This is a genomic window from Methanoregula sp., assembly GCF_041663825.1.
Classification (GTDB): Archaea; Halobacteriota; Methanomicrobia; order Methanomicrobiales; family Methanospirillaceae; genus Methanoregula.
The window spans coordinates 1-24,851 of record NZ_JBAYLY010000020.1 but is presented as its reverse complement, the minus strand read 5'-3'; the positions used below and the strand labels follow the sequence as shown (position 1 = coordinate 24,851).

Sequence of the window (24,851 nt, the reverse complement as noted above, 5' to 3'; positions counted from 1 at the left end):
GATGTGGGGCATTATGCCACAAAGGCGACCTGAACTATTATTACCCTGAAAACCCCGGCAGGAAAAACCTCACACGGTTCGGGTGTGTTTTTTCCAACCCGTGACGAGGTATATCCCCCATTATAACGGACGATGCTCTGCCAGGTCTTATCTTTACTTTTTTTCGAGCCGATTAAAAGTTTTCTAAGGGTTATGCCGTATTATGCCAGCAGTTTTGCGAGAGTCACGAACTCTTCAACCGAGTACTGCCCGGCTGCTGTCGGCACACCGGTGTGGCAGAACACAAACTCCGAGCCAAAGAGCGGGAGGATCGCCCGGGCATACCGGAACCGGGCTCCCATGACCCCGGTGCAGATCGGTTTTTTTGCCGCACGGGTAAATGCGACGAGGTCAATGAGGTCGTCTTCGTTATCGGGAGTGACAATAATTTTTGGGATGTCCCCGTACGCCCGGAGTTCCTGTTCCAGCACAAAAAGGACAGGGAGCGGCATCATCTGCGCAGAATGGTGCGAGGCAATGATCGTTTTTCCCGCTTCTTTTACCGGACCTGCCTGCTTTGCAAACTGCTGCTCGACATCAACGTAGTCCACAAGAGGGATGACCGGTGCGATCTTTTTTGCCCACTCCTCCGGGCTCCCGAAGTACCGACCGCCTTCCTGTGCGGAGCGGAACGTAGCGATGACCGGAAGGGAACTTGACGTTTTGCACTGTTGCACTATCTCCACCGGATCGCCATCCATCAGGTCAAAGCGGAGCTCGATAATACCGGCACCCTGTTCCTGTGCGGGAGCAGCCTGTGCGGGATCGGTCAGCGAAGCAACGATCTGCATGTACCTGACGTTTGGCCGCGAGGCCACAAAAAGATGCGCCCACAGGGAAATCATGTGACCGGGATTTTTTTTTAGAGGATACCGGTTTATCCCCTTCCGGGTAGAAGATATCCCCGGATATGGAACGTGCGGCAGTTCTTGCAGCGCTCTCGCTTGTATGCGGGGCGCTTGGGGTGTGTGTTTTTCTTGCACTCGTCCTGCCGATTGTTTCTGCATACCTGCTCGGTCTGTCCCTTATCTGTGTCTTTGCCCTGATCGCAAGTGCGTTTTTGATTGAGTACGGGGCGGTGCCGGTAGGGATCGGCCTTGGCCTCCCGCCCCTGTATGTTCTCTGTGCGGTCATCTGCATCGAGGCCGGGATCTTCCTTGGGATCTATGGCATTATTGATACCTTTGGGCAGACTTCAAAACGGGTCGCAGGGTTCCTTGAAAAAACAAAAACAATCGCGGGCCGTTCAAAAATGTTTGGCCGGTACGGCATCCTCGGCCTTTTCCCCTGCGAGATCCTTTTAGGTGTGTATGTCTGTGCGCCGGTTTCCCGGCTGTTCGGCTGGCAGAAGGGCAGGTCGTTTGCGATCACCATGGCGGGCTACTGCATCGCTGCCACCATGACGACCCTTGCCACCCTCGGCCTGATCCGGTTCTTCTTTACTTGAAAAAAAAACGGAGTGATTATGTCCAGAAATGCAATGTCCTTTCCGCAAAGAAAAATTCCCGAACTGCTTGCTCCCGCCGGGTCAATGGAATCGTTCAGGGCCGCTGTCGCTGCCGGGGCCGATGCGGTCTACCTGAGCGGGAAACACTTTGGCGCACGGAAGTTCGCGCAGAATTTTTCTGAGGGTGAGATCGCGGAGGCCATCGCTTACGCCCACGCCCGGGGCGTGCGGGTGTATGTGACGGTAAATACCCTGATCCACGACCGGGAACTTCCCGGGGTCGCGGAGTACCTCGTCCGGCTGTACGCGATGGGAGTCGACGCGGTGCTCGTGCAGGACCCCGGCGTGGCGGCAGTTGCACGGGAGATCGTGCCCGGCCTTGTTCTCCACGCTTCGACACAGCTCACGATCCATAACGCGGATGGGGTGCGATGGGCACACACGCTGGGATTCTCCCGGGTGGTGCTCGCCCGTGAACTTCCCTTATCCGAGATCGAGCAGATCGCCCGTGAGACCGGAGAGACAGGAGTCGGTCTTGAAGTTTTTGCGCATGGGGCTCTCTGCTATAGTTACTCGGGCCAGTGCCTGCTGTCGTCCGTGATCGGCGGCCGGAGCGGGAACCGGGGGATGTGCGCCCAGCCGTGCCGGAAAAAATATTCGCTTGTTGCTGCCGATGGGGACAAATACGGCCGGCCAACCGGGCAGCACGATATGGATATACAGGAACAGTATCTCCTTTCGCCAAAAGATCTGTGCACGTACCGCGAGATTCCCCGGCTCGTGAACTCTCCTGTCATATCGTTAAAAATCGAGGGCCGTATGAAATCCCCGGAGTACGTGGCCATTGTCGTCTCCACGTACCGGCGTGCGCTCGATGCAGCAGCGGCAGGCACCTTTGTACCGGACAAAGCCGTGGAGCGTGACCTGATGCTCGCGTTTAACCGGGAATTTACCCGGGGCTACCTTTTCGGTGACAGGAACGAGAAACTCATGGGACGGGACCGGCCGGATAACCGGGGACTGCGCATCGGAACGGTTACCCGGTACGATCGTTCGAATGGTACCGTAACCATAAGCCCCGGCCAGTCGGTTGTCCTGCATCCCGGGGACGGGCTCCTCTTTTTCCTCCAGAATCATCCGGCAGCCGCGTGGGGATATGCCATCAACAGCGAACCCGATGTGCAAACGGAGGGGATAGTAATTGAGGTCCCGCGTCCGGTGCTGGAAGGCGCCCAGGTATTCCTTACTTTTTCACAGGAACTTGCCGGGCGCGCCCGGCAGATCGGGGCACAGGCCCCGTCAGACCTGCGCCATCCGGTGCCGGTCGACATGGTCGTCTCGGTCGCAGATGACGGCCTCCTGACCATTGCGGGTACGATCCATCCCCCGGGGAAAGAACCGGTTGCCGTGGAAAACACCTCCGATCTCCATCTTGTTCCCGCCCGGTCCCGGCCACTCTTAAAAGAACAGCTTGCCGCACAACTCGCAAAGACCGGGGGAACGCCGTTTGTTATCGCGGATCTGGAGATCGCTTATGACGGCACCCAGTTTACCCCGGTAAGCGAGATTAACCGGGTGAGACGGGAATTTTTCGCCCGCGCCGGGGAGATCCTTGTCACCGCATCCCGGCCCCGGCCGGAAGAGGTGAATGCTGCAGAACAGCGTCTCGGCCGGTTCATCGCGAACTACCCGGCACCCGCATCTCACGTAACCCCAACCCCACAAACGATCCCTCTCAGGCACATGAGCATCTGCCTGTTCGCGGACAGTTATGAAGCCGTCGAAGCCGGTATCCGGGCCGGGGCAGAAACAATCTGTTTAGAACCCTGTGGGTTCCCGTACCCGGCAGGAAATGATGCAGAGATGGAAAAGGCCCGGGTGGAGGTCGTGATCCGCTCCGCACTTGAAACCTGCCGGAAGCATAATTCACGTCTCATCTGGAAACTGCCCCGGATCACCCGGCAGGCTGAGATTGATGCGATCCGTTTACTCCTGCCCCGGCTGCACGTGGCAGGCCTCAAGGAGTGTATGGTTGAAAACCCGGGAACCGCCTTTGCTGTGGCGGCGGCTGCACCGGGGCTTGCCCTTGCAGGCTCTTGTGCGCTCAACGTTTTTAATGCAGAGACCGTCCGGGTTTTTACCCGGCTGCCGTTTGGAATGCTCCTCGTCTCCCCGGAATTAACCGGGAGTGAGATTTCAGAACTTGTCCGTGCAGCACGACTGCAGGGAAGCAGGCCGGAACTCGCCGTGTTTGTGCAGGGGAATATTGAGACGATGGTAACCGAGGACTGCCTGCGTGCGGTGATAAACCGGTGCCGGCGCACTTCTGGATCCTGTAAAAATAACCGCTGGCTTGGGATCCGGGACGAGACCGGGCATCTGCTCCCGGTCAGGATTGATAGTGCCTGCCGGAGTCATATTTTCAACGCGGCCGAGACCTGCCTTGTCGATGCGGTGCCGGAACTGGTGCAGAGCGGGGTCGATACGATCATGATCGATGCCCGGGGGCGGCCCGCAGATTATGCCCGTGAGATGGTCAGGGTATACCGCGATGCGATCGCGCTTGCCAAACAAAAACCCGGTGTCCAGGCCCGTGATTTTGAAGGATTAAAAGGACGGGTAAAAGCGATCGCACTGGGAGGCATTACCGCCGGCCACTACTCGCGGGGATTAAAAGAAGAATAGGGTAATCCTGCCGAGAGGCACTCGTATGGAGCGAAAGGTTGAATGGAACAGGCGTGCAACACCACAAGCACGAGGAATGATGTAAGATGCCGTCACCCCTGATCCTGGTAAATCTCAAGACGTACAAAGAAGGCACGGGCAACCGCGCCCACCAGATTGCCACCGCTGCACAACTGGTCGCCCGCGAGAGCGGTGTTACTATTGGTATCGCGCCCGGCTATATCGACATCCACCCTGTCAGCCACCATTTCGCGATTCCGGTCTATGCCCAGCATGTGGACGGATATGAACCCGGCGCTCACACCGGCCATATCACGGCCGATGCACTCAAGGCAGCCGGAGCGGCCGGGTCGCTTGTCAACCACTCGGAGAGGCGCCTGACTCTTGCGGAGATCGAATTATCGGTACGGGCGCTCCAGGCCCATAACCTCTCTGCGGTGATCTGTTCCAATAACGAGGTCACGAGTGCCGGCGCCGCTGCACTTGGCCCGGAGTACGTGGCCATCGAACCACCGGAACTTATCGGGAGCGGTGTCTCGGTCTCAAAGGCAAACCCCGAGATCATAAAGCGGTCGGTCGCAGCGGTCCACGCGGTGAACCCGAAGGTAAAGGTCCTCACCGGAGCAGGCATTCAGTGCGGTGAATGCGTGAAGATTGCGGTCGATCTCGGGACTGACGGGGTGCTCCTTGCCTCAAGCGTGGTAAAAGCTGCAGATCCGGCCGTTGTGCTCCGGGATCTTGTCTCAAAACTTTAAAAAAAACCAAAAAAAAATTTTGTGCCTGATTTACTTCAGGAAGAGGTACCAGATACCGACGACGATAATGAATAGTACCACACCGATTCCGATAACCGTCATACTGCTGATATCTTTTGATTCTGTTTCTTCTGCCATGTAACAAAACCCCTGTGTGGCATCAACCACAACAAGAATTCGTCTTTTTGTTACCTGATAAATACTTCGATTTGACAGGCATTCCGTCAACGGTGCAAAAGGACACGGGCTAAAACCGGGGTCGTGCCCGGACCGCACCCCCGATACCGGATCCGGTCCCGCACCATCAGACGATAAGCGTGATCAAGTCGTGCTTGGTGATCACGCCTTTCACGACCCGCCCCTCGACAACAAGCACCGCGTGGTTCTGCTGGAGGATGTTAATCACGGTCTCGACATCCATATCCGGGGGGACCGTGGGAAAACCGGGCTCCATGAATTCTTTTACCATAAAGAGGTGCGTGTGATGGAGGCGCTGCTGCTCGATCGCTTTGACAATCGCCGATTCGGAGATACACCCGACCGGCGCACCCCTTTCTATCACCGGCAACTGGGAGATGTTGTTCTTTTCAAAAATTTCCACGGCCTGCGAGATGCTTGCCTGGGGCGGGACGGAGAGCACCGGTGTGTGCATGATCTGGCCGGCGGTAATTTTCTTTGGTTCGGCATTATTGAGCACCAGGATGATCTTGTTTAAGGTGCTGACCCGGGGGTCGACGCTGCCTGCCTCGATCCGGGCCACCATGGACTGGCTGATCCCAGCCCTCTTTGCGATCTCGGTTTGCCTGAGCCCCAGCGTTTCGCGACGGGAACGGAGCTCTTCAGGACTTGGTATATGCATATGCCATTACTGATGGTGATATTGCAATATCAACTTTAGGATTGCGGAAAAATAATCCGGGAGTTTCCGGAACAAGGGTGAGGTTACCGGCCCGGGTTTTGCCCGTTCATAACTGGCGACTTTCCGATACCGGCGTCACCATAACTGATTAAAAAAAAGTGCCCGTGAGGCAAAAAAATTATTTCAGCGGGATCTGCTCCAGCGGTGTGCTGATAATCTGGTTGTAGTAATCCTGCGAGATATAGGTGGGAGTGTAGGTCCCGCCGTACGCAGTGATCCACTGGGAGAGGGCCCGGATGTTGTTGCGTGAGGCCGCGAGTTCCTGCTGGTAGATGAATATAAGGTCGTTGTTGTCAGTCCGCTTGATCGCAGCCTCGAGATCTGCAATATGCATATCCTCGAAGGTCGCACTGGTGATAAGCGCTTGTGTGACGGAGATCAGTCCATTGTTGACACCCGTGGTATACATCTTCTGGAGTTTCTGGTTGGTAAACACGCCGGGTTCATTATGTTCAGGATTGGTAATCCCGTACCGGTCGAGGATCACGTTGTCGGCCGTCATGTAAATTTTCGATGCATTGGCGATGTTCCTGAACACCGTTGTATCCGGGTGCTGTGTGGCAAGTGCGGTATTGAGATCATACTCAAGTTTCCCGGCCTCCTGGAGATAGATAATATCTGCGATTTCGGTATCGTTGAGCGGTGCCTTTTCAAGGGAAAGATACGTCTTCTGCGTGGCATTGCTGTCAGGCAGGGCGATCGTTACTGTTGGGGTAACTACGGTCTTAGTGGCCTGTTGGCTCGTACATCCTGCGGCAACAACAAGCAGGCATACGACGAACAGGATCCCGATAACAAGTGATCTGGACATAGCATAGACTTGCCGGAACCACTCATAAACGTTCTCTTATATATCCGGATCGGGTTTGCACGGAACGGACGAGCCCGGCTGACAGGGAACTATAGTGTAGGGCACCGGGAGTTCCTTCCCCCTTGGTCACGAAGATGTTTCCTCTCCCCCAAACACCGGCACGTCCCGGAACGCCACGCCGTCAAAGAGTCCCCGGTCCGTGATCCGCAGCGCCGGGATCACGGTAAGTGCCAGAAACGAGAGATGCATAAACGGCTCTGCGATGCCTCCCATTGTCCCGGTTACTTCCCGCAGAGTATCCAGCCTCGCGATGACCTCGCTTGCGGGCAGCGTGGACATGAGCCCGGCACAGTCGAGCGGAAGCACGGTTATATCAGTCCCGTTTACCGCCGCCATTCCTCCCCGGGCCCGGATCACGGCATCGATGGCGGCAAGGATCTCCTCATCTCCGGCACCGGTCGCGATAATGTTGTGCGCATCGTGGGAGACACTTGTGGCAATCGCCCCTTTCTTAAAACCAAAGCCGTGCACGATCCCGGTACCGATCCCCGGCCTGCCGTACCGGTTGCAGACCACGATCTTGAGGAGATCCCGTTCCCGGTCAGGAAGCCGGGCTGCATCCAGATCGAAGTGCAACGATTCGGTGATGATCTGTCCAGAAACAAGCCCGATGACCCGTGCCGATCCACATCCGTAAAGCCGTATCTGTTCCCGGCTCGGCGTGATACACCGGAGCGTGGCTGGCAGGGAAACGGCGGCAGTCAGCGAGGGATATGCTGCTACCGGTTTTCCCGAGAGAATTGTTTCTTTTACGGTAAACAAAACCGGGTCGTCAACAATACAGAGATCCGCCCGCCGGCCCGGTGCAAGTGCTCCCCGGTCAGAAAGCCCGAACCGTTCCGCAGCCGAAAGGGTCGCCATCCGGATCGCAAGCTCCGGTTCAAGTCCGAGCGCCACAGCAGTCCGGATACACCGGTCAATATGCCCCTCCCGGGCGAGAAGATCGGCATGGCAGTCGTCAGTCGCAAAACAGCACCGGGACACGTTTTCCGGTGTGACCATGGGGATGAGCGCCGCACTATTCTTCTCGGTCGATCCTTCCCGGATAAAAATATACATCCCGCGCCGGAGTTTTTCTTCTGCCTCTCCCCGGGTCGTGCACTCGTGGTCGCTCTCTAAGCCGGCAAGGATGTAGGCGTTCAGGTCCACCCCGGAAAGGAGCGGTGCGTGGCCGTCGCGGACTGAAAAGAGTGCAAGTTTTCGCTGGATTTCCCGGTCTCCTGCGAGTACCCCCGGGACGTTCATCATCTCGCCAAGGCCAAGGATTCCCTCGCGTCCGCAAAATTTGAAAAGCGCCTCCGCATCGAGCGAGGCACCCCCGATATCCAAAGGAGTTGACGGTACGCAGGATGGCAGCATGTAGAGAATATCAACCGGTGACCCGGTGCGGCCGGCAAGCATGTATTCAATTCCTGCCGCCCCGGCAACGTTTGCGATCTCATGGGGGTCGGCAATTACGGTTGTCGTCCCGTGGGAAGCGACCAGCCGGGCATATTCCTGTGGGACCACAAGCGAGCTCTCGATATGGACGTGGGCGTCGATAAGACCCGGGACAATGTATGCTCCGTGGAGGTCCTGTTCACGTATGCCCCGGTACGAGCGGCCGAGCCCGACAATGATGCCGGATTTTATCGCGATATCGTTATGCTCCCAGGTACAGGAAAAAGCGTCGAAAATCTCTGCGTTCCGGTACACCATGTCAGCCGGTTTCGTGCCGCGTGCTGCCGGGATCAGGTCTGGATATAGCGGGGTCATCGTCACACCGTAATGTCACGGATGACCGCCGTCTCGCGCTGCCCGTTTTTAGTGAGGTACACATATATTTTGTACCTGCCAGTGTCGAGGTGAAGCGGGATCTCAATGGTGTTCTCTGTGCCATTCAGCGTAACCGTTGTTCCGGTGGTTAACAGTTCGTGCTGCGTAAACTCGTCCAGTTTATAGACCCGCACCTGGACACCGGTATCGCCCGGGTCACCGTTGTTTGTAATTGTGACGGTCAGGTTACCGGCCCCGTACGAGACGTTCCCGACCGAGAGCGTCGTACAACCGGCTGCCGCGAGAAGAAGGAGAAGGAAAAAACCCAGAAGCAGGCATGAACGTCCGGTCATATCTTTGTTGTCAGATTGAATCCATAAAAACCTATACCCAAAAACAAAATTTCGGCGCAGTCATGGTTTTTTGTTTTGCGATTTTTTACGCGCATTAAAACACATCCGTATTTTGACCGGGCAGGTATGGCGCATCATTCATCTTTCCTGAAGTACACGCCCGGGATAAATTCTACAGTATCTCATGGAACCCCGAAATCTGGAAAAAGGAACCCAGATTGAAGGAAATAAATAAAAAAACCGGTTTCTGCCCGTTGATTCCGGTGAGTAAACCTATTATAGACTCACCCCATAGAATTTAATAAGGTGATAGTATCACAACCATCACATTCTCCCACCATAAAGGCGGTACCGGTAAAACCACATCCTGCCTGAATATCGCCGGGTTTTGTAGTTTAGCGGGAAAAAAAGTGCTGGTGGTTGACTGCGATCCCCAGGCCAATGCAACGGCCGGCCTCGGCGTCAGCCCGGAATCAGCCCAGAAAAATATGTATGACGTCTTCATGAGCCGGGTGGACGGTTTTCCCCAGGTCAAAATGACCGATATCGTCATGTCCACGGAATCCGGGATCGATCTTGCCCCGGCGAGCCTGGACCTGGTCGGGGCAGAACCCTACCTGTACGGGATTGCCTCGCGGGCAGAAGTACTGCGGGACGCACTGCTTCCCTTAAAGGAGAAATACGATTTTATCTTTATCGATACGCCCCCGAGCATGGGGCAGTTTGTGATTAACGGGCTTTTTGCCGCAGATCATATTATTGTCACACTTGATTCCGGGTCATTTGCCCTCAACGGCGTCGGGCCGCTTTTTACGATTTTTGAAGATATAAAACAGGACCTGGGTAAGGATCTCCACGTGGATATGGCGATTATCTCGCGCTGGGGTGAAGGAGGGGATATGGAATGCCCGGTGCCGGACGAGAATAAAAAGAATGATCTGGCAGGCTGGCTCCGGTCGCTCCTTGTCCCGCGACATGTCCCGACAAAGGAAGAAAAGATCGCAGATGAAGAGCGTGCAAAGGAGCACGAACGCCTGGCAGGAATGCTCACTGAGATCGGGAAAAAGTTTCCCGAAGTACATACCGTACCCTACTCCCCCGAGATCTATGAAGCCCAGAAAAAGGGCATGCCGATCTCGCATGTCGCCCCTGGTAGCAGCGCAGGTGGCGTATACAGGACAATTGCTGATGAGGTGATGAAATGGAACTAACAAAAATCGAAAACGTGCATGTGCGTGCAAGCGTTTCTGCTGATATCTCTTTTAGGGCAGAACCTCAGAAACCTGCAACCGACAAATCCACGGGGGGTAACGTATGACTGCAATAATCGAAGTAGTAGAGTTTGAGCTGGGCGGGGAGCGGTATGCACTGGATATTAAACTTGTCCGTGAAATCGTGGAGATGATACCGATTACTCCTATTCCCCGGGCGCCGCCTTTTATATCCGGTGTCATCAATCTCCGGGGAGAGATCACCAACATCATGAACCTTAATACGCTTCTTGGGCTTCCCGACAAGGAAATACGGGATAACCAGAAGATTATCGTCCTTGTTCCCGAGGCAGCAAAAGGAAACAATGTCGGGATTATCGTCGATGATGTCTCCAGTGTCCGCCAGGTTCCCGAGACGGATATTGAGAACATTGGCGCCGGGATATCATCGGAGTTCTCCCAGTTTGTCAAGGGTATCATCAAGATGTCGGGAGATGATGCAGAGAATAAGAGAAAAGATCTCGTCATCTGGCTTGATGTGGAGAAGGTGCTTGTGGATCTGGCTGGCCGGTCAAAAGGCGGCCCGGCAAACGGCCTCATGCACGAGGCAGAATAACAATTTTAAAAGAATAACGGAGCGTGGGATACATATGACGGAACAACGACCGGGACGGAAGGCATTATTTGTCGGAGCAACTACTCCGGCAGGACGGAATTCTCCCGATGAGATTGCGCAGCATGTTCGGCAGTTGAACGAGGAACTTGCCCTTGCCCTCAAAGGGGCCGCTGCAAAAAAAGAGGTGAAACCCCTTGAAGCATCGCATTTCGGGAGCGAGTATGCGACGCTGGTTGACGCTGTGAATTCTGCTCTTGGGCAGATGGAGACTGCGGCGTCCGGTATGACAGGGCCTGCAGGAACTCCTGCAGCAGGACTGGAGGAGTACGTGAAGAAAATTGACGTACTCGAACGGCGGCTTGAGTTCATGGAGAAGAACAACCCGGTACCCATGCTTATTGCCACCCCTTCGTTTGACATTGTTGAAGCCAATGCCTCGTATATTGCGATGAGCGGGATCCCTGAAAGCGAGATCCTTAAGACCAATATCCATAATTTTGCCATCACCGGGCGTTCCGGTGAAGGTGCCAAGGTTGCTCTTGAGACAAAGCGGCGGGCCGTAGGGGAATTAACTATCACATTTCCCTCGGGCGTGCATACCCTGGAGCAGTACTGCATCCCGGTGCTCGACAATGCAGGTATGGTCACCTCCCTTGTTTTCCTCTACGATGATCTTACCGCAAAACGCAAAAAGAACGAGGAGATTGAGCGGCTGAAGGCCAGATCGGAGACGATCGTCCAGCAGAACCCGATGCCGATTGTGCTCGTTGATACCGGTTTTAAAATCCGGGTGGTAAATAATGCGTATATCGCACTGAGCGGAATCGAAAAAAGTCAGTTGCTTTCCATGTCGCTGAGGGATTTCAAGATCCTCGGGCAGACCGGGACCGGGTTAAAGCAGGTCCTCGAAAAAGGCACGCGCTCTACCGGTGAAGTCGTCGTTGAGTTTCCGGGCGGCGTCCGCAGGCTCCGGCAGTATGGGATCCCGATTCCCGGTGCAAGGGGTACGATCGAGAGTATCCTTGTTATTTACAACGATATCACCGAAGAGAAAAAGGAGATGGACGAGATCTCTGCAGCCCGGCGTATGTCCGAGACGGTAGTCCAGCAGAACCCGATGCCGATCCTGATGACGGATCGCTCCTTTACCATCCTCAAGGCAAATGCGGCCTATATACAGATGAGCGGATATGCGCAGGAAAAGGTTGTGGGCATGAGCCTGCGCGATGTAAAAATCCTCGAACAGAAAGGCGAGGGTGCCAAGGTTGCGATCCAGACCAAACGCCGGGCGTTTGGTGAAGTTACGGTGGAGCTTCCGAGCGGCACCCATATTCTCGAACAGTACGTGATGCCGTTACTGGACAATAAAAACGAGATCGAGCACATTCTCCTCGTATATAACGATGTGACGGAACAGCACACCAGCCAGCAGAACCTCGCAAAAAAGATGGAAGAAGCAGCGGCCCTCAAAAAGCGTTCCGATACGATCGTGATGCAGAACCCGATGCCTATCATGCTCATGGATCCCACGTTTAAGATCATCATGGCAAACGAGGCGTATCGAACCCTTACCGGTATTTCGAAGGAAAAACTGCACGGCATGAACGCGAGGGAGTTCAAAATCATTTCACAGGCCGGTGAAGGGCTCAAAAAAGTACTCGCCGAGAAGAGGCGGAGTTACGGGGAGATTACGATCGAGTTCCCGACCGGTGTCCACATTCTCGATCAGTACGGCATTCCCATGATGGACGCACAGCAGAACATCTCTACAATCCTGTGCGTTTATGTGGATGTAACTGCCCGGCGCGAACAGGAGAAAAAGATTAAAGCAATGATGGATGAGGCAAAGGCCGGTGCAGAGTTGTTGTCAGCAAGTGCGGCAGAACTCCAGACCGGCCTTGCAAAAATCGCCGGCGGGGATCTCACCTACCAGATCAGCATCGACGATGCAGATCCTCTTGTCCGGCTCAAGAAAGATTACAATACCTCGGTCCTTGCAATCCGTACCGTTATTGGCGAACTCATGGATGCCATCCTGAAACTGGATGTGACCCTCCAGGACACGATCAAAAGTTCTGGTGAGATTGCAAAGGCGACCGACCAGGTTGCCATGTCCGCCCAGAAAGCAACCGATACTGCAAAAACCCAGCTTAACGGTGTTGAGAAAATATCCGGGGTCATATCAGATTTCTCGGCTTCGATCGAGGAGATCGCAAGCACGTCCCATGATGTTATGACACATGCAGAGACAGCGGCACAGGAGGGTGTCCGCGCTGCCGCTATCGGCAAAACGGCGACTGACAAGATGCAGGCCGTTGAAAAGATCTCACTCCAGAGTGTCAATGAGATTACGGCCTTAAACGAGCAGATGCACCAGATCTCAAAGATTGTCAACCTGATCACCGACATCGCAAACCAGACCAACCTGCTTGCCTTAAACGCAGCGATCGAAGCGGCGCGGGCAGGAGAGCACGGGCGCGGGTTTGCTGTTGTGGCAGGTGAGGTAAAGAACCTTGCCGGCGAGTCCAAGAAGGCCAGCAGCCAGATCGAGACCCTTATAAAATCCATTCAGTCAAAGAGCGAGGTCACGGCCTCATCCATCCAGAGTTCATTTGACGAGATCAAGGGTGGTATCGATAGCGTGAATATGACCGTCGAATCGCTCAACCGGATCATCACCGAGTCAAATGTGGTGTCCCAGGGTGTCACCGAGATCACGAAGGCAACCGAAGGCCAGGCCCAGGATACCGCCGGCCTTGTGTCAGGTATTGAATCGGTGAGGACGGCAACCAAGGATAACCAGCATCATATGGAGGACATGGCAGCACTTGCAGAGGAGACCAGTGCATCAACTGAAGAAATTGCACGAGCCTCTGCGGAACTCTCGTCAAGGGTAGTGCGCTGCCGTGGGATGATGGAGAAGTTCAACATCTGACAAGCCGGGAAAAAGAGCGGGCGTGGACGGGGTAAAAATAATAATTTCCCTTCGTGACCCCCCTGTTCCCCTCCCGGCAACGAGGATATTTTATGACTACAACAAACGATGAAGGTTTTTCCGCTCTGAAGCGGTATATCGAACAGACTATCAAGATCCAGTGTTCCAATTACAAGGAGGACTACATCAAGCGGCGCCTGCTTTCCCGTATGCGTTCAACGGGTACTACAACCTACGAACAATACATCCGGTACCTCCATGAGCACACGCCGGAACTCGAGCTTTTAAGAAATGCCCTCACCATCAACGTGACTGAATTTTTCCGGGATACGGATGTGTATGATCTCTTGAAAAAGGAGGTAATACCCGCACTTTTCCATGGCAGAAAGACGATCCGCATCTGGTGCGCCGGTTGTTCCACGGGCGAGGAACCGTATTCACTTGCCATTATCCTCCACGACATCATAGCGATGGATAAGACCCTCTCCGGTCAGATCTTTGCAACCGATATCGACGAGGTCGTGCTGAAAAAAGCAAAAGAAGGGATCTACCCGGAGAAATCAATGGCCAAACTCTCTGCAGCCCAGATCCACCGGCACTTTACAAAGTTGCCGGACGGGAATTACCAGGTAAAGCCGCACCTGCAGGAACTGATCCGGTTCCGTCCCCACGATCTCATGAGCGGCCAGCCGGTCTCCCGGTTTCTCGATATGATCAGCTGCCGGAATGTGACCATTTACTTTACCGAGAAACAGAAAGACGAACTCGCACGGACGTTTCATGCGGCGCTCGTACCCGATGGCTACTATGTGATGGGTAAAACCGAATACCTCGGCCGCGAGGTGGAAGGTCTCTTTACCCCGGTCAATTCTATCCAGAAAATCTATACAAAAAAAGGCTGAACACTCATTTTTCCGGTATTTTCAGTGCTGCGGGCGGTCATCGGGTTCACTCAGTGAACCTTTCCCGATATTTTTTGTCAGGTCCGACTGGAGTGCTTTCCGTGATGCCTGAAGTTTTATCTGGTTATAGACCGTGACAAAGTTGACACCGATAACGAGGATCACGAGCAGCAGGCTTACCCAGAGCATCGTACCGTTTACCGAAAGGAATGCGGCCCAGAGGAGTACAACAAAGGAGATAAGGTAGAAAATTACCCACGTCCTTAGGCCGGGAATTTCCATATCATCCATATGCTTCATGACGATACTAAAGTTTTCCTGTCTAAAAAAAATCTGGTCCCGCTCATTACAAGGAGAGGAAAATCGGGGAACCTTTCTTTATCTTCATGAATTGGTATGCCGGATTTACCAAAAGAGAATTTTTTTCAAATCCCTTTTTTTGTACGATCTGCGATTAATTTTTCCGTCGTAGAAAGTTCAGCAAATCCTTGTATTTTTTGCCAGGTAATCGAAATCATCAAAAAAATTATCCCGGTGGTGGTACTGCCCGGCAGCACAGAAACATCACGGTTTTTATACGCAAACACGCCAGAATTAGTGTGGACAAAGGGGATCTCTACACACTTATTGGCGGGTTTGTGATCATTCTGGTAATTGCCGTTATCGCAAACCCCGGCGCACTTTCAAAAGTTCCGTCACTGCCGTTTTCCAGCAGTCCCACCGTGCAGGCAACGGTTGTGCCTGTCTCGCAGGTTACCGTGACGATGACGCCGGTACCCACGCAGATCCCCAAAGTAAACCTGACGCCCCGGCTCCCGGATAAACCGTACCGGATCTATTATACGAGCAACCCGTTCACGTACCCGGTCGTCCGCCTGCCTGAGTACATGTCGTCATTTGGTGCCTCAGATATTCCCCTGCGTGAGGAGATCAGTATTCCCTTTGCCTATATTGAGGAATCGCGGGGCGGTCTTACCCAGTCATTTTCTGTGCCCTACGAGGTCTGGGTGTTAAATATAAGTGTTACCTCGGAACAATATCCCCAGTATGCGATGTTCCGCATGGTGCTCTGCGATGCAAAAGGAAATGTCCTTGATGGTGCCGAGATCCAGTACCCCGGTACCCTGTATAGAGTTGTACGGGCACCGGGCACGGGAATGTATATGATCATCAGCACCGATTCGATCGATTCGTTCCGGATCAGCCTGGAGACACCCTTGCGGTTCTATGAAAAAGTCAGTCCCAGTACCTGAAACCGGAAATCCCGTGGATGAAACGGGATAATAAATGGCGGGAGTACCCCGCATATCAGGTTTTTTTCACTCGATCTTTTCCACGATCACTCTGACGCGGTCGCCGGCTTTGAACAGGTGTCCTTTGGGGATGTCGATGTTGAACCAGAGGATCCCGGGATTATCCTGTGTCGGATCCTGTGACATCAGGCAATCTTTTTTCTCGTTGATGTCAGCAACAAAGTCAATGGATCATTCAAACTCTAATTTTGCCATAATAAAAGAAGGAGGTGATGATTAAAAAATTAAAGGGCACGGGGCGTGACCATCCACGTCGTGCTGTTCGAATAACTCCACCTGATAATGGACAACTCCTTGCACATCTCGGCAAGGATCGCCATATTGGTTCCTACTTCCTTGGGGGATAACCCGAGGTCCTGTGCAATGTACTTTGACTTGAAGTAGTGTTTTCCTTTGGTTATCCCTGAGTTAAGATAGGAAACAATTTTGTGCTGGGTTTCGTTGTACTTTTCACGTATTTTCTTGCCTGTTGACATGTTTCGCCTCAGCATTAGGAATTCATATGGGTCAACATCTATATAAATATAGCGGACTGTGTTGGTTAAATTTATGACTTTTTTGTCAACTGTGACAAGATCCTGACCTGAAACTATTTAATCTGGCTAAATTTCGGGCGGAATTTTTTCCGGCCGAAATATTTGTAAATTCCCTGATTCCGGGGTTTTGATTAAGTTTAACCGGAAAAAAAGGAACGATTCCTCACTGCTGTACCGGTGCGTCGCCGATTTTCTTGATGAGGGCCTCGAGAACGACTTCCCGCATGCCCTCAACAAACTTGATGCTGCCGACTACCAGGTGTCCGCCACCGGATATTCCGCCGCCGGGGATCTCGTTGTGCAGGTCACGAACCATGCGGGGGATGTTCATGTGCACGCCTTTGGAGCGCAGCACGGCAAAGTCCGGGCCAAAACCGATCGTAACGACCGGTTTTCCTTCGTTCTGCTTGCAGAGCCGGTCGTGGACCTCGCCGGAGGTCTTCCCGGGTGGCGGGAAAGTGAACTTGTGGGCATGGATCTCCACGTCGATGAGGAAGAGATGCGCAGCGTTAGGCAGCACACGGGAGACGACATGCGGCATGCAGGCGCTCATCTGGTCCTCGATCATCGTATTTGCACCTTCGACAAGGAGGCCGACAAGCTTTGTATGGCGCTCCCTGTTTCCGAGCAGGTTAAGGATATCCTTGACGATCTCCCTGCCATCGTTGAACCGGAGCCAGAACTGCTCGTAATCGAGCGCGAGCGCGATGTCTTTGCAGGCCTGTTCTGAATAATCGTCCCGCACGAGCGCGAGATAGAGGGCCCGCTCGGGCGCCTCGCTCCGGTCGCCGACCCCGGCAATCGCCGGGAGGTGTCTGATGAGGGGCTCGACTCTGGGGTTGATGAGCCGGGCAACTTCGGTGCCGAGCATCCCTGCGGTGACGCCGAAGTCCCCACCTACATGGTAGGGGTTGACGTGCCCGATCAGGTACTTGTCGATGGTCGCATCCGGGTGGTGGTGGTCGATAACGACAAAGGGGATGTCGTAGACACTGGCGATCTTGTAGGCCGCTTCATCCTCTTCGGTAGAACCATTGTCGGTGAGGATAACAAGCGGCATCTTCTGGCCGAACCGTGCGTGGTCCTTGAGGGCAAAGTCCAGGTCCCGGGTGATATCCTCGATCTCGTAGAAGGGAGCTTTTGACGGGGCACGCTTGAAGAGATAGTAGTCAGCGTCAAAGTCCCCGCCGGACTCCTTGATGAGCGCGACAACCGCCTGCTCGATGGCGACTGCCGAGCAGATACCGTCCGCATCAGCGTGGTGCCGGAGGATGATCGGCTGTGCAGTAAAGACCGCCTTCCTGATGATCTTTGCGACCTTGCGCATCTCGGGCATGAGGCTGTCGAGCACGTCGCTTTTTACGAGCGGTTTTATGATCTCGGGCTCGGCGCGTGCATCAAGCGCTGTATCGATCCGCACCCGGACGGTCGCCTCCTCATCACCGGTGAGCGCTGCAACACCATCGGCTTCGATCTGGAGCTGGTTGTTGCGCATCATGACTTCGCCGATGACCCGCACGATCATGTTGAGCTCGACTTCGGGGAAGGCACGGACGCCGGCTTCCACGAATGCGGCGACGTTCTGGGTGCCTGATTCATCGACAATGGTGAAGATGGTGGGGCCGCTGGTCTGCTTGATCTGGGCGACCTCGCCTTCGATGGCCACGGTCTTTCCCTGCTTTGTCGCAAGGTCTGCGATCCTGACGGTCGTTGACGTGCGCTCGACCTGCTGGACCTGGTAGATCTGGATCAGCAGTTCTTCAAGGTCGATGTTCCCGTTGGGGCGAATCTGCCTGACCCGGACAAGGACGCTGTCTTTTTCCTTGTGCTCGGCTTTCATGCTGGTCTTGTGTACCAGCCCCTTGATCCGGTCGTTGAGCTGGACAAACATCCCGAATGTTGCAAAACCCTGGACTTTGCCCAGATAGGTTTTTCCTTCTTCGACATCGGACAGGTCGCATCCCGCGGCCAGCCGGTAGACGATGATATCTGAATCTGTTTCCATTTTTTCTCTCCTCACGCAAGCGAAACGAAACGATATAGTTGGCGGCTTATTTTTGTATATCTGGTATCGTTCAACATTGACAGGCACGCGGCAGTGCTCGCGTGTACCATGAATGGTTACCGGGAGGTTATGTTAGTTGTGATGAGGTCAGCGGTATGAAAATGACCCACTCGAATTTTTTTAATCTTCGCATCCTGAGCCGCTCTTTTATTTTTGGATTTTTTAGTTAGGGACTTGGACGTTTCCGGAAAAAACTCACCAAAGTTACTGAACTTTCTCAAAAAATTTCAGCAAGGTTCCCGGACTTTTTTAAAATTGCCCGGTAAAGTCATCAAACTTTTCAAAAATTGTTCGCCAAAGTTCCCGGACTTTCCGGGAAAAAAGAGCGGTTAAAACACTCCTCTCCACGTCTGATCGTGTCAGGGACTTTACCGGACATTCCGGAAAAAAGCCGGCAAGGTTACCGGACTTTCTAAAAAAAAAATCACCAAAGTTCCCAGACTTTTCAAAAATTATCCGGCAAAGTTATCGGATTTTTTTAAAATAGTTCCCCAAAGTTGTCGAACTTTTCAAAAAAAGTCCGGCAAGGTTATCGATCTTTCCGGAAAATTGCCCGGCAAAGTCATCGGACTTTTCCGGAAATTCCCGGACCGGGTTGTATTATCATGATTGTGTTGAGGGGATATCGTGGGGGCTGTCGCCCCCACACCCCCACGAGCGAGGAGTGCCGCCGCCCCCGACGGGGCGCCCCCGCGGCGGAATCAAGATGGATAAAACCGCACTTCGCCCCGCCGTGCCCCGGGAGGGGCCCTGATGCGGGATTGAGATTTTTTTCAAGTGTTGAAAAATTTGCTCTGTAGAAATCCTAATCCAAAAGAGATTGTACCGACGACCGAAAGATCTAAGGTACAGCGTCTCCTTTTCTTGATGTGAAGTCAAAGAAACAGGAGACAATTAAGAAATCAGCGAGCCGGAATATCCGGTTTATCCAAGCAGCGCTATCAGTTGTAAAGTCAACGAGAATATCTCTCTATTCATGTAAATACTCGAAGAAGATCTATATTTAGTATCAACTCCTTGCTCTGGCTCTCTTCAAAGATTACCATAACCACCACCCTGTCCTGAAAGGAAAGTTCAATGGCGATCTCAAAGCGAGAAATTTCCGGATTCAGATGAGAGAAATTACCACCAAAATGATTGTCTGTAACCTTCACAGGTTCTTACAATTTCTCATTCTTGAGGCTTTCTATAGGCAAAAAATTGTAGCACCATTAAAATTTTCTAACACATTCAAAATATTTCATTGAAATTCCTTTTTTTATAGGATACACTATAACATATCGACATTGAAATATTTTAACAACTCTGAAAAAAAACCCATAAATTAAAATATATTTTAATTTTGCCTTTTTATCTGTTGACAGGAGTGTCCGTTGCATGAACAAGTCATGAGACTTCGGACATGATGATTGTCAATAAACGTAGGACGGGTTCACCAAAGTTTGCACACTAAATGAACCCGAACCTGCCCGAAGGCATAATCCAATTTGTTTTATCAGAAATGAACATTTGGGTTGTTCCTTCCACAACAAATGAATGGAGGAAAAAAATGGATGTTTATACAGTAACCGTTTGGAATGGAAGTTGGTATTGTAACTGTACTTGCTATTGTTCGTGTTTCCCGATTATAAATCCTAGTTACGATCTAGGGTATAATAACTTGGGTATGCGTGATAACAGTATAGATAGAAATTTCCAGATAACAACATAATCAATCATTTTTTTTGGTGAAAATATGGAATTTATAAGTCGATCTGGAAACAAATATTGGTTTGATAATAAAACGGGTCTTTCACTCCCACTCACACCCAGTCTCGAGAAATATTTTCAGGATAAGGCATATGACATTACCAAAGATAAAGAAAAAATTGATGATGATGAGTATGGATATAATTATAAATTAATCAAAAAAATTAACAAACTCCATCAAATGTTAGTTGTAAATCCTCCGGTAAAAATTGAGTCCGACCTTATAAAAAAAATTATTTTAAAAGAAGGTGCTTTACAATTAACGTTGGGCGTAACTGAAGATTGCAATTTAAGATGTAAGTATTGCGTCTATTCTGATGTTTATAAATATTCACGGAAACCCACAAAGAAAAAAATGAGTTTTAATATAGCAAAAAAGGCACTTGATTATTATGTTTCATTAATTAAGGAGGGGAGAAGATATAATCCAAATAGACGTCCAGCAGTTGGATTTTATGGTGGAGAACCCCTTTTAAATTTTAATCTTATTAAAAGATGCGTTGATTATTTAGATTCTTCTTATCCAGAGTATAATTTCTTTTTTACAATGACTACAAATGGCACAATACTTGATGATAAAAAATGGATTTATCTTCAGGAGCATGATTTTTCAATCTCTATCAGTCTCGATGGACCTCAAGAAGAACATGATAGAAATAGGCTTTATAAAAATGGCAAAGGTACTTTTTTTGATATAATGGAAAATATAAAAAAAATGACTGATTCAGGATATGATAAATGTCAACTTTCGACAGTGTTCGATTACAAATCCAATTTATTTGCGTTACAGGATTTTTTTAACAGAGTGGATATTCCCAAGATCTCAGGTGCCACCTTACCAGGTTTAAATGATGGCTGTCAATATTACAACCAATTCTCTGAAGAGGATTATTCTCAATTTCTTAAAAAACTAGATTCGGCTTTTAAATATTATTTGAACAATACTAAAAATAATGCAGAGTATTCATCATTTTTTGATAGAATTTTTGGATTAAATTATAGTAAAATGATAAATATGATCCCTATTCTTATCAATCGTGAAAATTCCATAATTCCATATACGGGTGCCTGTATTCCGGGACGAAAAATCTTTGTGGATGTTGATGGAAATTTTCACATGTGTGAAAAAATCAATCATTACTTCAATATCGGAAATATCCACGAAGGATTAAATTTTAAAAAAATTGCTGATTACATCAAAATCTATAGACAACGGTTAGATAAATGTAAACTCTGTTCTATTTCCAGACTATGTCCTTACTGTTATTGCATGTTCTCAAAGGGTGCCCAGTTCCAGAATGCTTCTCAGTTTTGTAATCAAGAACAAGTTTTTAAAAAACAGATGTCTGATGCATTTTCATTTGCTGAAAAAAATCCAGTATTAATTGAGTCTTTAAGTCAGGACTATTTCACATGGCTTGCAAAAAGGTCTCCAACAATGGGTGATTAGTATGTATTTTCGATTAAATCCAGAATGTTACTATATTAATGGTAAATCAGGCGGAGCAATTTATGATCTTATTGATGAAAAAATTTACCGGCTGAATTCACAAGAATCGGAACTAATTGAGAAGTGTGAGAATAATTTTGAAATTGATGGAAATAACGGCTTATTACTTCAATTAAAACGTGATTGCGTGGGTAATTTTTATGATAAGGATATTTTCATTCAAAAATTACGGGTTGGTTCTCCAATTCATGATAATCAAACAGACCGTCCTTTGTTAATTGCAAAAGCATTTCTTGAGATTAACAATCAATGTGATCAGTCCTGTTGGTTTTGTGGATATTATGGAATTCACAGAAGTCAAGGCTGTATGGGATGTAATAAATGGAATGAATCGGGAGAATGTATGGAAATTAATAAATGGAAACAAATTATTGACGATCTTAAAGATTTAGATTGTCAGACACTCATCTTTACCGGTGGCGATTTATCTTTAATATGGGAAAAAACACGTGAATTGCTGGAATATGCAGGGAATTCATTTAAAAATAAATTTATAATTTTAAACGATAAAAAAATATCAAAAGAATTTCTCAATGAAATTAAAAATATCGCAAATCCGATAATTCAAATAGATAATATTAAGAAGATCACTCGGGATACTCCATATCTTTTAACATTAGAAGCAAATCGAATTGATAAAATTCAAATTCAGAACTATAATAATATTGCAATTGATCTTCTCTCAAAAGATTTTTCCAATATTGATCCAAAAAGTCCTTTACTGTCAAAACCAAAAATCCGAAATATAAATATATTTAGTTTTTTCTATCATGGTAAAATGCACCCTTGTCTTGGAAACAGTATTACAATATCTTGGCGAGGGGATATTCTCCCGTGCCCAATATTCCGAGAACAACGACTCGGGAATATTAAAGAAAATAGCCTCAGTCAATTTTTCCAAAATAATGGCAAGGATTTAGAGAAATTTTGGAAGATGCATTTGGGAACAATTCAAAAATGTGGAAATTGTGAATTTAGATATGCATGCGACGATTGTAGAGCTCTTGAAGAATCACTGACAGGAGAGTTATATGGAAAACAATTATGTGGATACGACCCTTCATCCGGAACATGGATATAATCGGATGTTGAAAGGGTGTATCTTTTCCCATCCATTTCAAATCTTTGGGATAATCCTCGTAAGCGGTTTTGGAATGGTTTTTTCAATAATTTCTCCATTAATATTGCGTTCGATCATTGATGACGTATTAATCGGGAAAAACCACCAAATACTAATTCCATTATTAGCAGCGTTATCGTTATTGTTTATACTATCCTTCCTTGCCAGCTACTTTTCAAACCTAATTACAGGCAAATTTGGAATTATTTTATTCACTGAAATATCAAGTAAAATATTTGAAACAATTCAACAGGCATCATTGAAAAAGATCCAACAATTGAAAATCGGGGATCTACAAACAAGAACTGTTGGAAATATCAGTCCGATTGTTCAAATAGTTAGTTTAACTATACCCCAATTAGTTATTGCAATTATTAGTATTTTTGTGCCTTTTATCATTATGTACTCATTAAACCCAAATCTCACATTTTTTGTGTTATCACCAATTGTATTATTTGTGATCTCTTCATGGTATTTTGGAAATGCGATAAAAAAGATGCAAAAACCTATTCTGGATTCAAATGCCAGCCTATCTTCATTTTTAAAAGAGACGTTTTCAATTCTACCTTTAATTAAAATTTTTAGTTTAGAGGAATGGATAAATCAAAAATATAAGAACAAATTATTGAATTACAATAATGCATCGTTTAATGGAATAAAAATATCTGCTCTGAATTCATCTACAACATTATTGCTTTATAGCATCCCCACAATTTTCGTCCTTACTTTTGGTAGTTATGCTGTAATCGATGGGTCAATGAGTATCGGCACCTTAACAGCATTTATGGCATATGTCGGCCAATTCTTCTCACCAATTAACCAAATATCTTGTTTTTGGTCAAATTATAAAAGTTCACAAGCATCCTATGATAGAATCAGTGAGATTTTTTTATTTAAAAAAGATCGATTTGGCTCCCAGCCATTGTTAATGAAACCGACCAAAATTGAATTTGATAATGTATGGTTTTCATATGATAATAGGACGATTTTAAAGGATTATTGTGCAACTTTTGAAAAAGGTCGTAATTATTTAATGGGAGATAATGGTTCTGGAAAAACGACGATTATTTCACTTATCTGTCAACTTTATTACCCTGAAAAAGGAAAAATCTTAATCAACGGTCAAGATCTAAATTCAATAGATAGGAAATCAATAAAACGATCAGTTTCAATGGTTTTTTCCGATTCTCTGATTTTTGATGGAACAATCTTTGAAAATATTGCTGTAGGAAATATCTCGGCTTCAAAAGAGGATATCGTTTTGGCCGCAAAAAAGGCAGAATTACACGAGTTTATAATGAAATTACCTGACAAATATGAAACATATGTCGGTGAATCGGGATTAAATATGTCGAGTGGAGAAAAACAAAAAATTGCTCTTGCACGAGTAATTTTAAAAGATACACCAATCATTATCTTTGATGAATTTACACGATCAATTGATGCTGTTTCAAAAAAGCAGATTTTTTCAGTAATTAACCAAATGACGGACAAAATTATTATAATTATTACTCATGATTCAAAGGATATCGAAGATAATAGTAATATTGTATATGTAGAGAAATTTAAATCCATTTTAGTTCAAAATTTTCCAATAATATCCTCCGTAGAACGTTCAAAGGTATAAAAAAATTCACATGAAAATTTTCATTTTTTTCTTTTAGACAATCGTTTACTTACTTTCTTTCTTTGTATTGTCCCAAGTCTGATGACCTTCAGCGAGAGGGATTTTCCAAATCCCTCTGCTTCATTCCTTCGGAATGGAGCATTCTCCCACTCAACCCTGATGGGATTCGACATCCCGCATGATTAATGTGCAAAGGAATCAATACTATACCAGCATCACAGGTCGATCCCATGGCTGACACTCCTCCATCCCGCGATACCCCGTCCCTCATCACGCAGTTCCGGACAAGTGATCATTGGGCGGCCTCACTTGCCCGCGACATCATCTGGGTCGTGGCGGTGGTCGGGTGCATTGCGTTTGCACTCTATCTGATCTGCGGTACATGGCCGGCAGTCGTGACAGTGGAATCGGGAAGCATGGAGCCCCACATGAATATCGGGGAT

19 protein-coding genes and 1 pseudogene are annotated in these 24,851 nt (G+C 49.1%); 12 read left to right on the top strand and 8 right to left on the bottom strand.

The features are described from left to right. Nucleotides 1–200 precede the first annotated feature (200 nt). A complete protein-coding gene (locus tag WCX19_RS09715) occupies nt 201–884 on the bottom strand; it encodes a type I 3-dehydroquinate dehydratase (protein WP_373007563.1) in 684 nt (227 codons plus the stop codon). Nucleotides 885–949: 65 nt separating this feature from the next. On the opposite strand from WCX19_RS09715, the gene WCX19_RS09710 reads away from it, so the two are divergent. The 3 genes from WCX19_RS09710 to tpiA all read left to right on the top strand — a co-directional run bounded on the left by WCX19_RS09710 (nt 950) and on the right by tpiA (nt 4,926). Beyond that, nucleotides 950–1,486: a small multi-drug export protein gene (locus tag WCX19_RS09710; protein ID WP_373007561.1), complete on the top strand. Its 537-nt coding sequence runs from the start codon at nt 950–952 to the stop codon at nt 1,484–1,486. Between the two features lie 18 nt (nt 1,487–1,504). Beyond that, complete coding sequence (locus WCX19_RS09705; protein ID WP_373007559.1) at nt 1,505–4,171, top strand: DUF3656 domain-containing protein; 2,667 nt, start codon at nt 1,505–1,507, stop codon at nt 4,169–4,171. A gap of 86 nt (nt 4,172–4,257) precedes the next feature. Further along, entirely contained in the window at nt 4,258–4,926 is a 669-nt protein-coding gene (gene tpiA / locus WCX19_RS09700) for a triose-phosphate isomerase (RefSeq protein ID WP_373007557.1), read from the top strand. 304 nt (nt 4,927–5,230) lie between these two features. On the opposite strand, the gene WCX19_RS09695 is transcribed toward tpiA, so the two are convergent. The 4 genes from WCX19_RS09695 to WCX19_RS09680 form a co-directional block, all read right to left on the bottom strand. Then, nucleotides 5,231–5,785 carry a CBS domain-containing protein gene (locus tag WCX19_RS09695; protein ID WP_373007555.1) on the bottom strand — a complete coding sequence of 185 codons (555 nt, stop codon included), beginning with the start codon at nt 5,783–5,785 and terminating at the stop codon, nt 5,231–5,233. 178 nt (nt 5,786–5,963) lie between these two features. Continuing rightward, nucleotides 5,964–6,656 carry a DUF2202 domain-containing protein gene (locus WCX19_RS09690; protein WP_373007553.1) on the bottom strand — a complete coding sequence of 231 codons (693 nt, stop codon included), beginning with the start codon at nt 6,654–6,656 and terminating at the stop codon, nt 5,964–5,966. 126 nt (nt 6,657–6,782) lie between these two features. Next, complete coding sequence (gene ade, locus WCX19_RS09685) at nt 6,783–8,471, bottom strand: adenine deaminase (RefSeq protein ID WP_373007551.1); 1,689 nt, start codon at nt 8,469–8,471, stop codon at nt 6,783–6,785. A gap of 2 nt (nt 8,472–8,473) precedes the next feature. Next, nucleotides 8,474–8,824, bottom strand: coding sequence for a hypothetical protein (locus tag WCX19_RS09680; RefSeq protein ID WP_373007549.1), 351 nt, complete (start codon nt 8,822–8,824; stop codon nt 8,474–8,476). Nucleotides 8,825–9,138: 314 nt separating this feature from the next. Here WCX19_RS09680 and WCX19_RS09675 point away from each other — a divergent pair, with 314 nt between their 5' ends. From WCX19_RS09675 to WCX19_RS09660, 4 genes are all read left to right on the top strand, one after another. Next, nucleotides 9,139–10,035 (top strand): ParA family protein, encoded by an 897-nt coding sequence (locus WCX19_RS09675; protein WP_373007613.1) that lies wholly within the window; start codon nt 9,139–9,141, stop codon nt 10,033–10,035. A 103-nt stretch (nt 10,036–10,138) separates the two neighbouring features. Beyond that, nucleotides 10,139–10,651: a chemotaxis protein CheW gene (locus WCX19_RS09670; protein ID WP_373007547.1), complete on the top strand. Its 513-nt coding sequence runs from the start codon at nt 10,139–10,141 to the stop codon at nt 10,649–10,651. Nucleotides 10,652–10,685: 34 nt separating this feature from the next. Continuing rightward, on the top strand, nt 10,686–13,586 hold the full coding sequence (locus WCX19_RS09665; RefSeq protein ID WP_373007545.1) for a methyl-accepting chemotaxis protein: 2,901 nt from the start codon (nt 10,686–10,688) through the stop codon (nt 13,584–13,586). Nucleotides 13,587–13,678: 92 nt separating this feature from the next. Then, nucleotides 13,679–14,488, top strand: a complete 810-nt coding sequence (locus WCX19_RS09660) for a protein-glutamate O-methyltransferase CheR (RefSeq protein WP_373007543.1) — start codon at nt 13,679–13,681, stop codon at nt 14,486–14,488. A 21-nt stretch (nt 14,489–14,509) separates the two neighbouring features. Here WCX19_RS09660 and WCX19_RS09655 read toward each other — a convergent pair whose 3' ends face one another. After that, nucleotides 14,510–14,788 carry a hypothetical protein gene (locus WCX19_RS09655; protein ID WP_373007541.1) on the bottom strand — a complete coding sequence of 93 codons (279 nt, stop codon included), beginning with the start codon at nt 14,786–14,788 and terminating at the stop codon, nt 14,510–14,512. A gap of 299 nt (nt 14,789–15,087) precedes the next feature. Here WCX19_RS09655 and WCX19_RS09650 point away from each other — a divergent pair, with 299 nt between their 5' ends. Next, nucleotides 15,088–15,741 carry a hypothetical protein gene (locus WCX19_RS09650; protein WP_373007539.1) on the top strand — a complete coding sequence of 218 codons (654 nt, stop codon included), beginning with the start codon at nt 15,088–15,090 and terminating at the stop codon, nt 15,739–15,741. A gap of 284 nt (nt 15,742–16,025) precedes the next feature. Here the strand turns inward: WCX19_RS09650 and WCX19_RS09645 are convergent, their stop codons facing one another. Together WCX19_RS09645 and WCX19_RS09640 are read right to left on the bottom strand one after the other, a co-directional pair. Next, nucleotides 16,026–16,277: a hypothetical protein gene (locus tag WCX19_RS09645; protein ID WP_373007611.1), complete on the bottom strand. Its 252-nt coding sequence runs from the start codon at nt 16,275–16,277 to the stop codon at nt 16,026–16,028. 223 nt (nt 16,278–16,500) lie between these two features. Next, complete coding sequence (locus WCX19_RS09640) at nt 16,501–18,342, bottom strand: DHH family phosphoesterase (protein WP_373007537.1); 1,842 nt, start codon at nt 18,340–18,342, stop codon at nt 16,501–16,503. Between the two features lie 1,795 nt (nt 18,343–20,137). Here WCX19_RS09640 and WCX19_RS09635 point away from each other — a divergent pair. From WCX19_RS09635 to WCX19_RS09620, 4 genes and pseudogenes are all read left to right on the top strand, one after another. Further along, complete coding sequence (locus tag WCX19_RS09635; RefSeq protein ID WP_373007535.1) at nt 20,138–21,601, top strand: radical SAM protein; 1,464 nt, start codon at nt 20,138–20,140, stop codon at nt 21,599–21,601. Continuing rightward, a complete protein-coding gene (locus WCX19_RS09630) occupies nt 21,570–22,742 on the top strand; it encodes an SPASM domain-containing protein (RefSeq protein ID WP_373007533.1) in 1,173 nt (390 codons plus the stop codon). The genes WCX19_RS09635 and WCX19_RS09630 overlap by 32 nt, the downstream gene beginning before the upstream one ends. Beyond that, nucleotides 22,693–24,408 (top strand): ABC transporter ATP-binding protein, encoded by a 1,716-nt coding sequence (locus WCX19_RS09625; protein WP_373007531.1) that lies wholly within the window; start codon nt 22,693–22,695, stop codon nt 24,406–24,408. Before WCX19_RS09630 ends, WCX19_RS09625 begins: the two co-directional genes overlap by 50 nt. Before the next feature lie 230 nt (nt 24,409–24,638). Next, nucleotides 24,639–24,851 (top strand): annotated as a pseudogene (locus tag WCX19_RS09620) (S26 family signal peptidase); the annotation flags it as partial.

What these genes read in the sequence shown, in the direction of transcription:
- WCX19_RS09655 (WP_373007541.1), bottom strand. Translation starts at nt 14,788, where the DNA reads ATGAAGCATATGGATGATATGGAAATTCCCGGCCTAAGGACGTGGGTA.
- WCX19_RS09645 (WP_373007611.1), bottom strand. Translation starts at nt 16,277, where the DNA reads ATGTCAACAGGCAAGAAAATACGTGAAAAGTACAACGAAACCCAGCAC.
- WCX19_RS09665 (WP_373007545.1), top strand. Translation starts at nt 10,686, where the DNA reads ATGACGGAACAACGACCGGGACGGAAGGCATTATTTGTCGGAGCAACT.
- tpiA (WP_373007557.1), top strand. Translation starts at nt 4,258, where the DNA reads ATGCCGTCACCCCTGATCCTGGTAAATCTCAAGACGTACAAAGAAGGC.
- WCX19_RS09695 (WP_373007555.1), bottom strand. Translation starts at nt 5,785, where the DNA reads ATGCATATACCAAGTCCTGAAGAGCTCCGTTCCCGTCGCGAAACGCTG.
- WCX19_RS09640 (WP_373007537.1), bottom strand. Translation starts at nt 18,342, where the DNA reads ATGGAAACAGATTCAGATATCATCGTCTACCGGCTGGCCGCGGGATGC.
- WCX19_RS09690 (WP_373007553.1), bottom strand. Translation starts at nt 6,656, where the DNA reads ATGTCCAGATCACTTGTTATCGGGATCCTGTTCGTCGTATGCCTGCTT.
- WCX19_RS09705 (WP_373007559.1), top strand. Translation starts at nt 1,505, where the DNA reads ATGTCCAGAAATGCAATGTCCTTTCCGCAAAGAAAAATTCCCGAACTG.
- ade (WP_373007551.1), bottom strand. Translation starts at nt 8,471, where the DNA reads ATGACCCCGCTATATCCAGACCTGATCCCGGCAGCACGCGGCACGAAA.
- WCX19_RS09710 (WP_373007561.1), top strand. Translation starts at nt 950, where the DNA reads ATGGAACGTGCGGCAGTTCTTGCAGCGCTCTCGCTTGTATGCGGGGCG.
- WCX19_RS09680 (WP_373007549.1), bottom strand. Translation starts at nt 8,824, where the DNA reads ATGACCGGACGTTCATGCCTGCTTCTGGGTTTTTTCCTTCTCCTTCTT.
- WCX19_RS09625 (WP_373007531.1), top strand. Translation starts at nt 22,693, where the DNA reads ATGGAAAACAATTATGTGGATACGACCCTTCATCCGGAACATGGATAT.
- WCX19_RS09670 (WP_373007547.1), top strand. Translation starts at nt 10,139, where the DNA reads ATGACTGCAATAATCGAAGTAGTAGAGTTTGAGCTGGGCGGGGAGCGG.
- WCX19_RS09635 (WP_373007535.1), top strand. Translation starts at nt 20,138, where the DNA reads ATGGAATTTATAAGTCGATCTGGAAACAAATATTGGTTTGATAATAAA.
- WCX19_RS09660 (WP_373007543.1), top strand. Translation starts at nt 13,679, where the DNA reads ATGACTACAACAAACGATGAAGGTTTTTCCGCTCTGAAGCGGTATATC.
- WCX19_RS09715 (WP_373007563.1), bottom strand. Translation starts at nt 884, where the DNA reads ATGATTTCCCTGTGGGCGCATCTTTTTGTGGCCTCGCGGCCAAACGTC.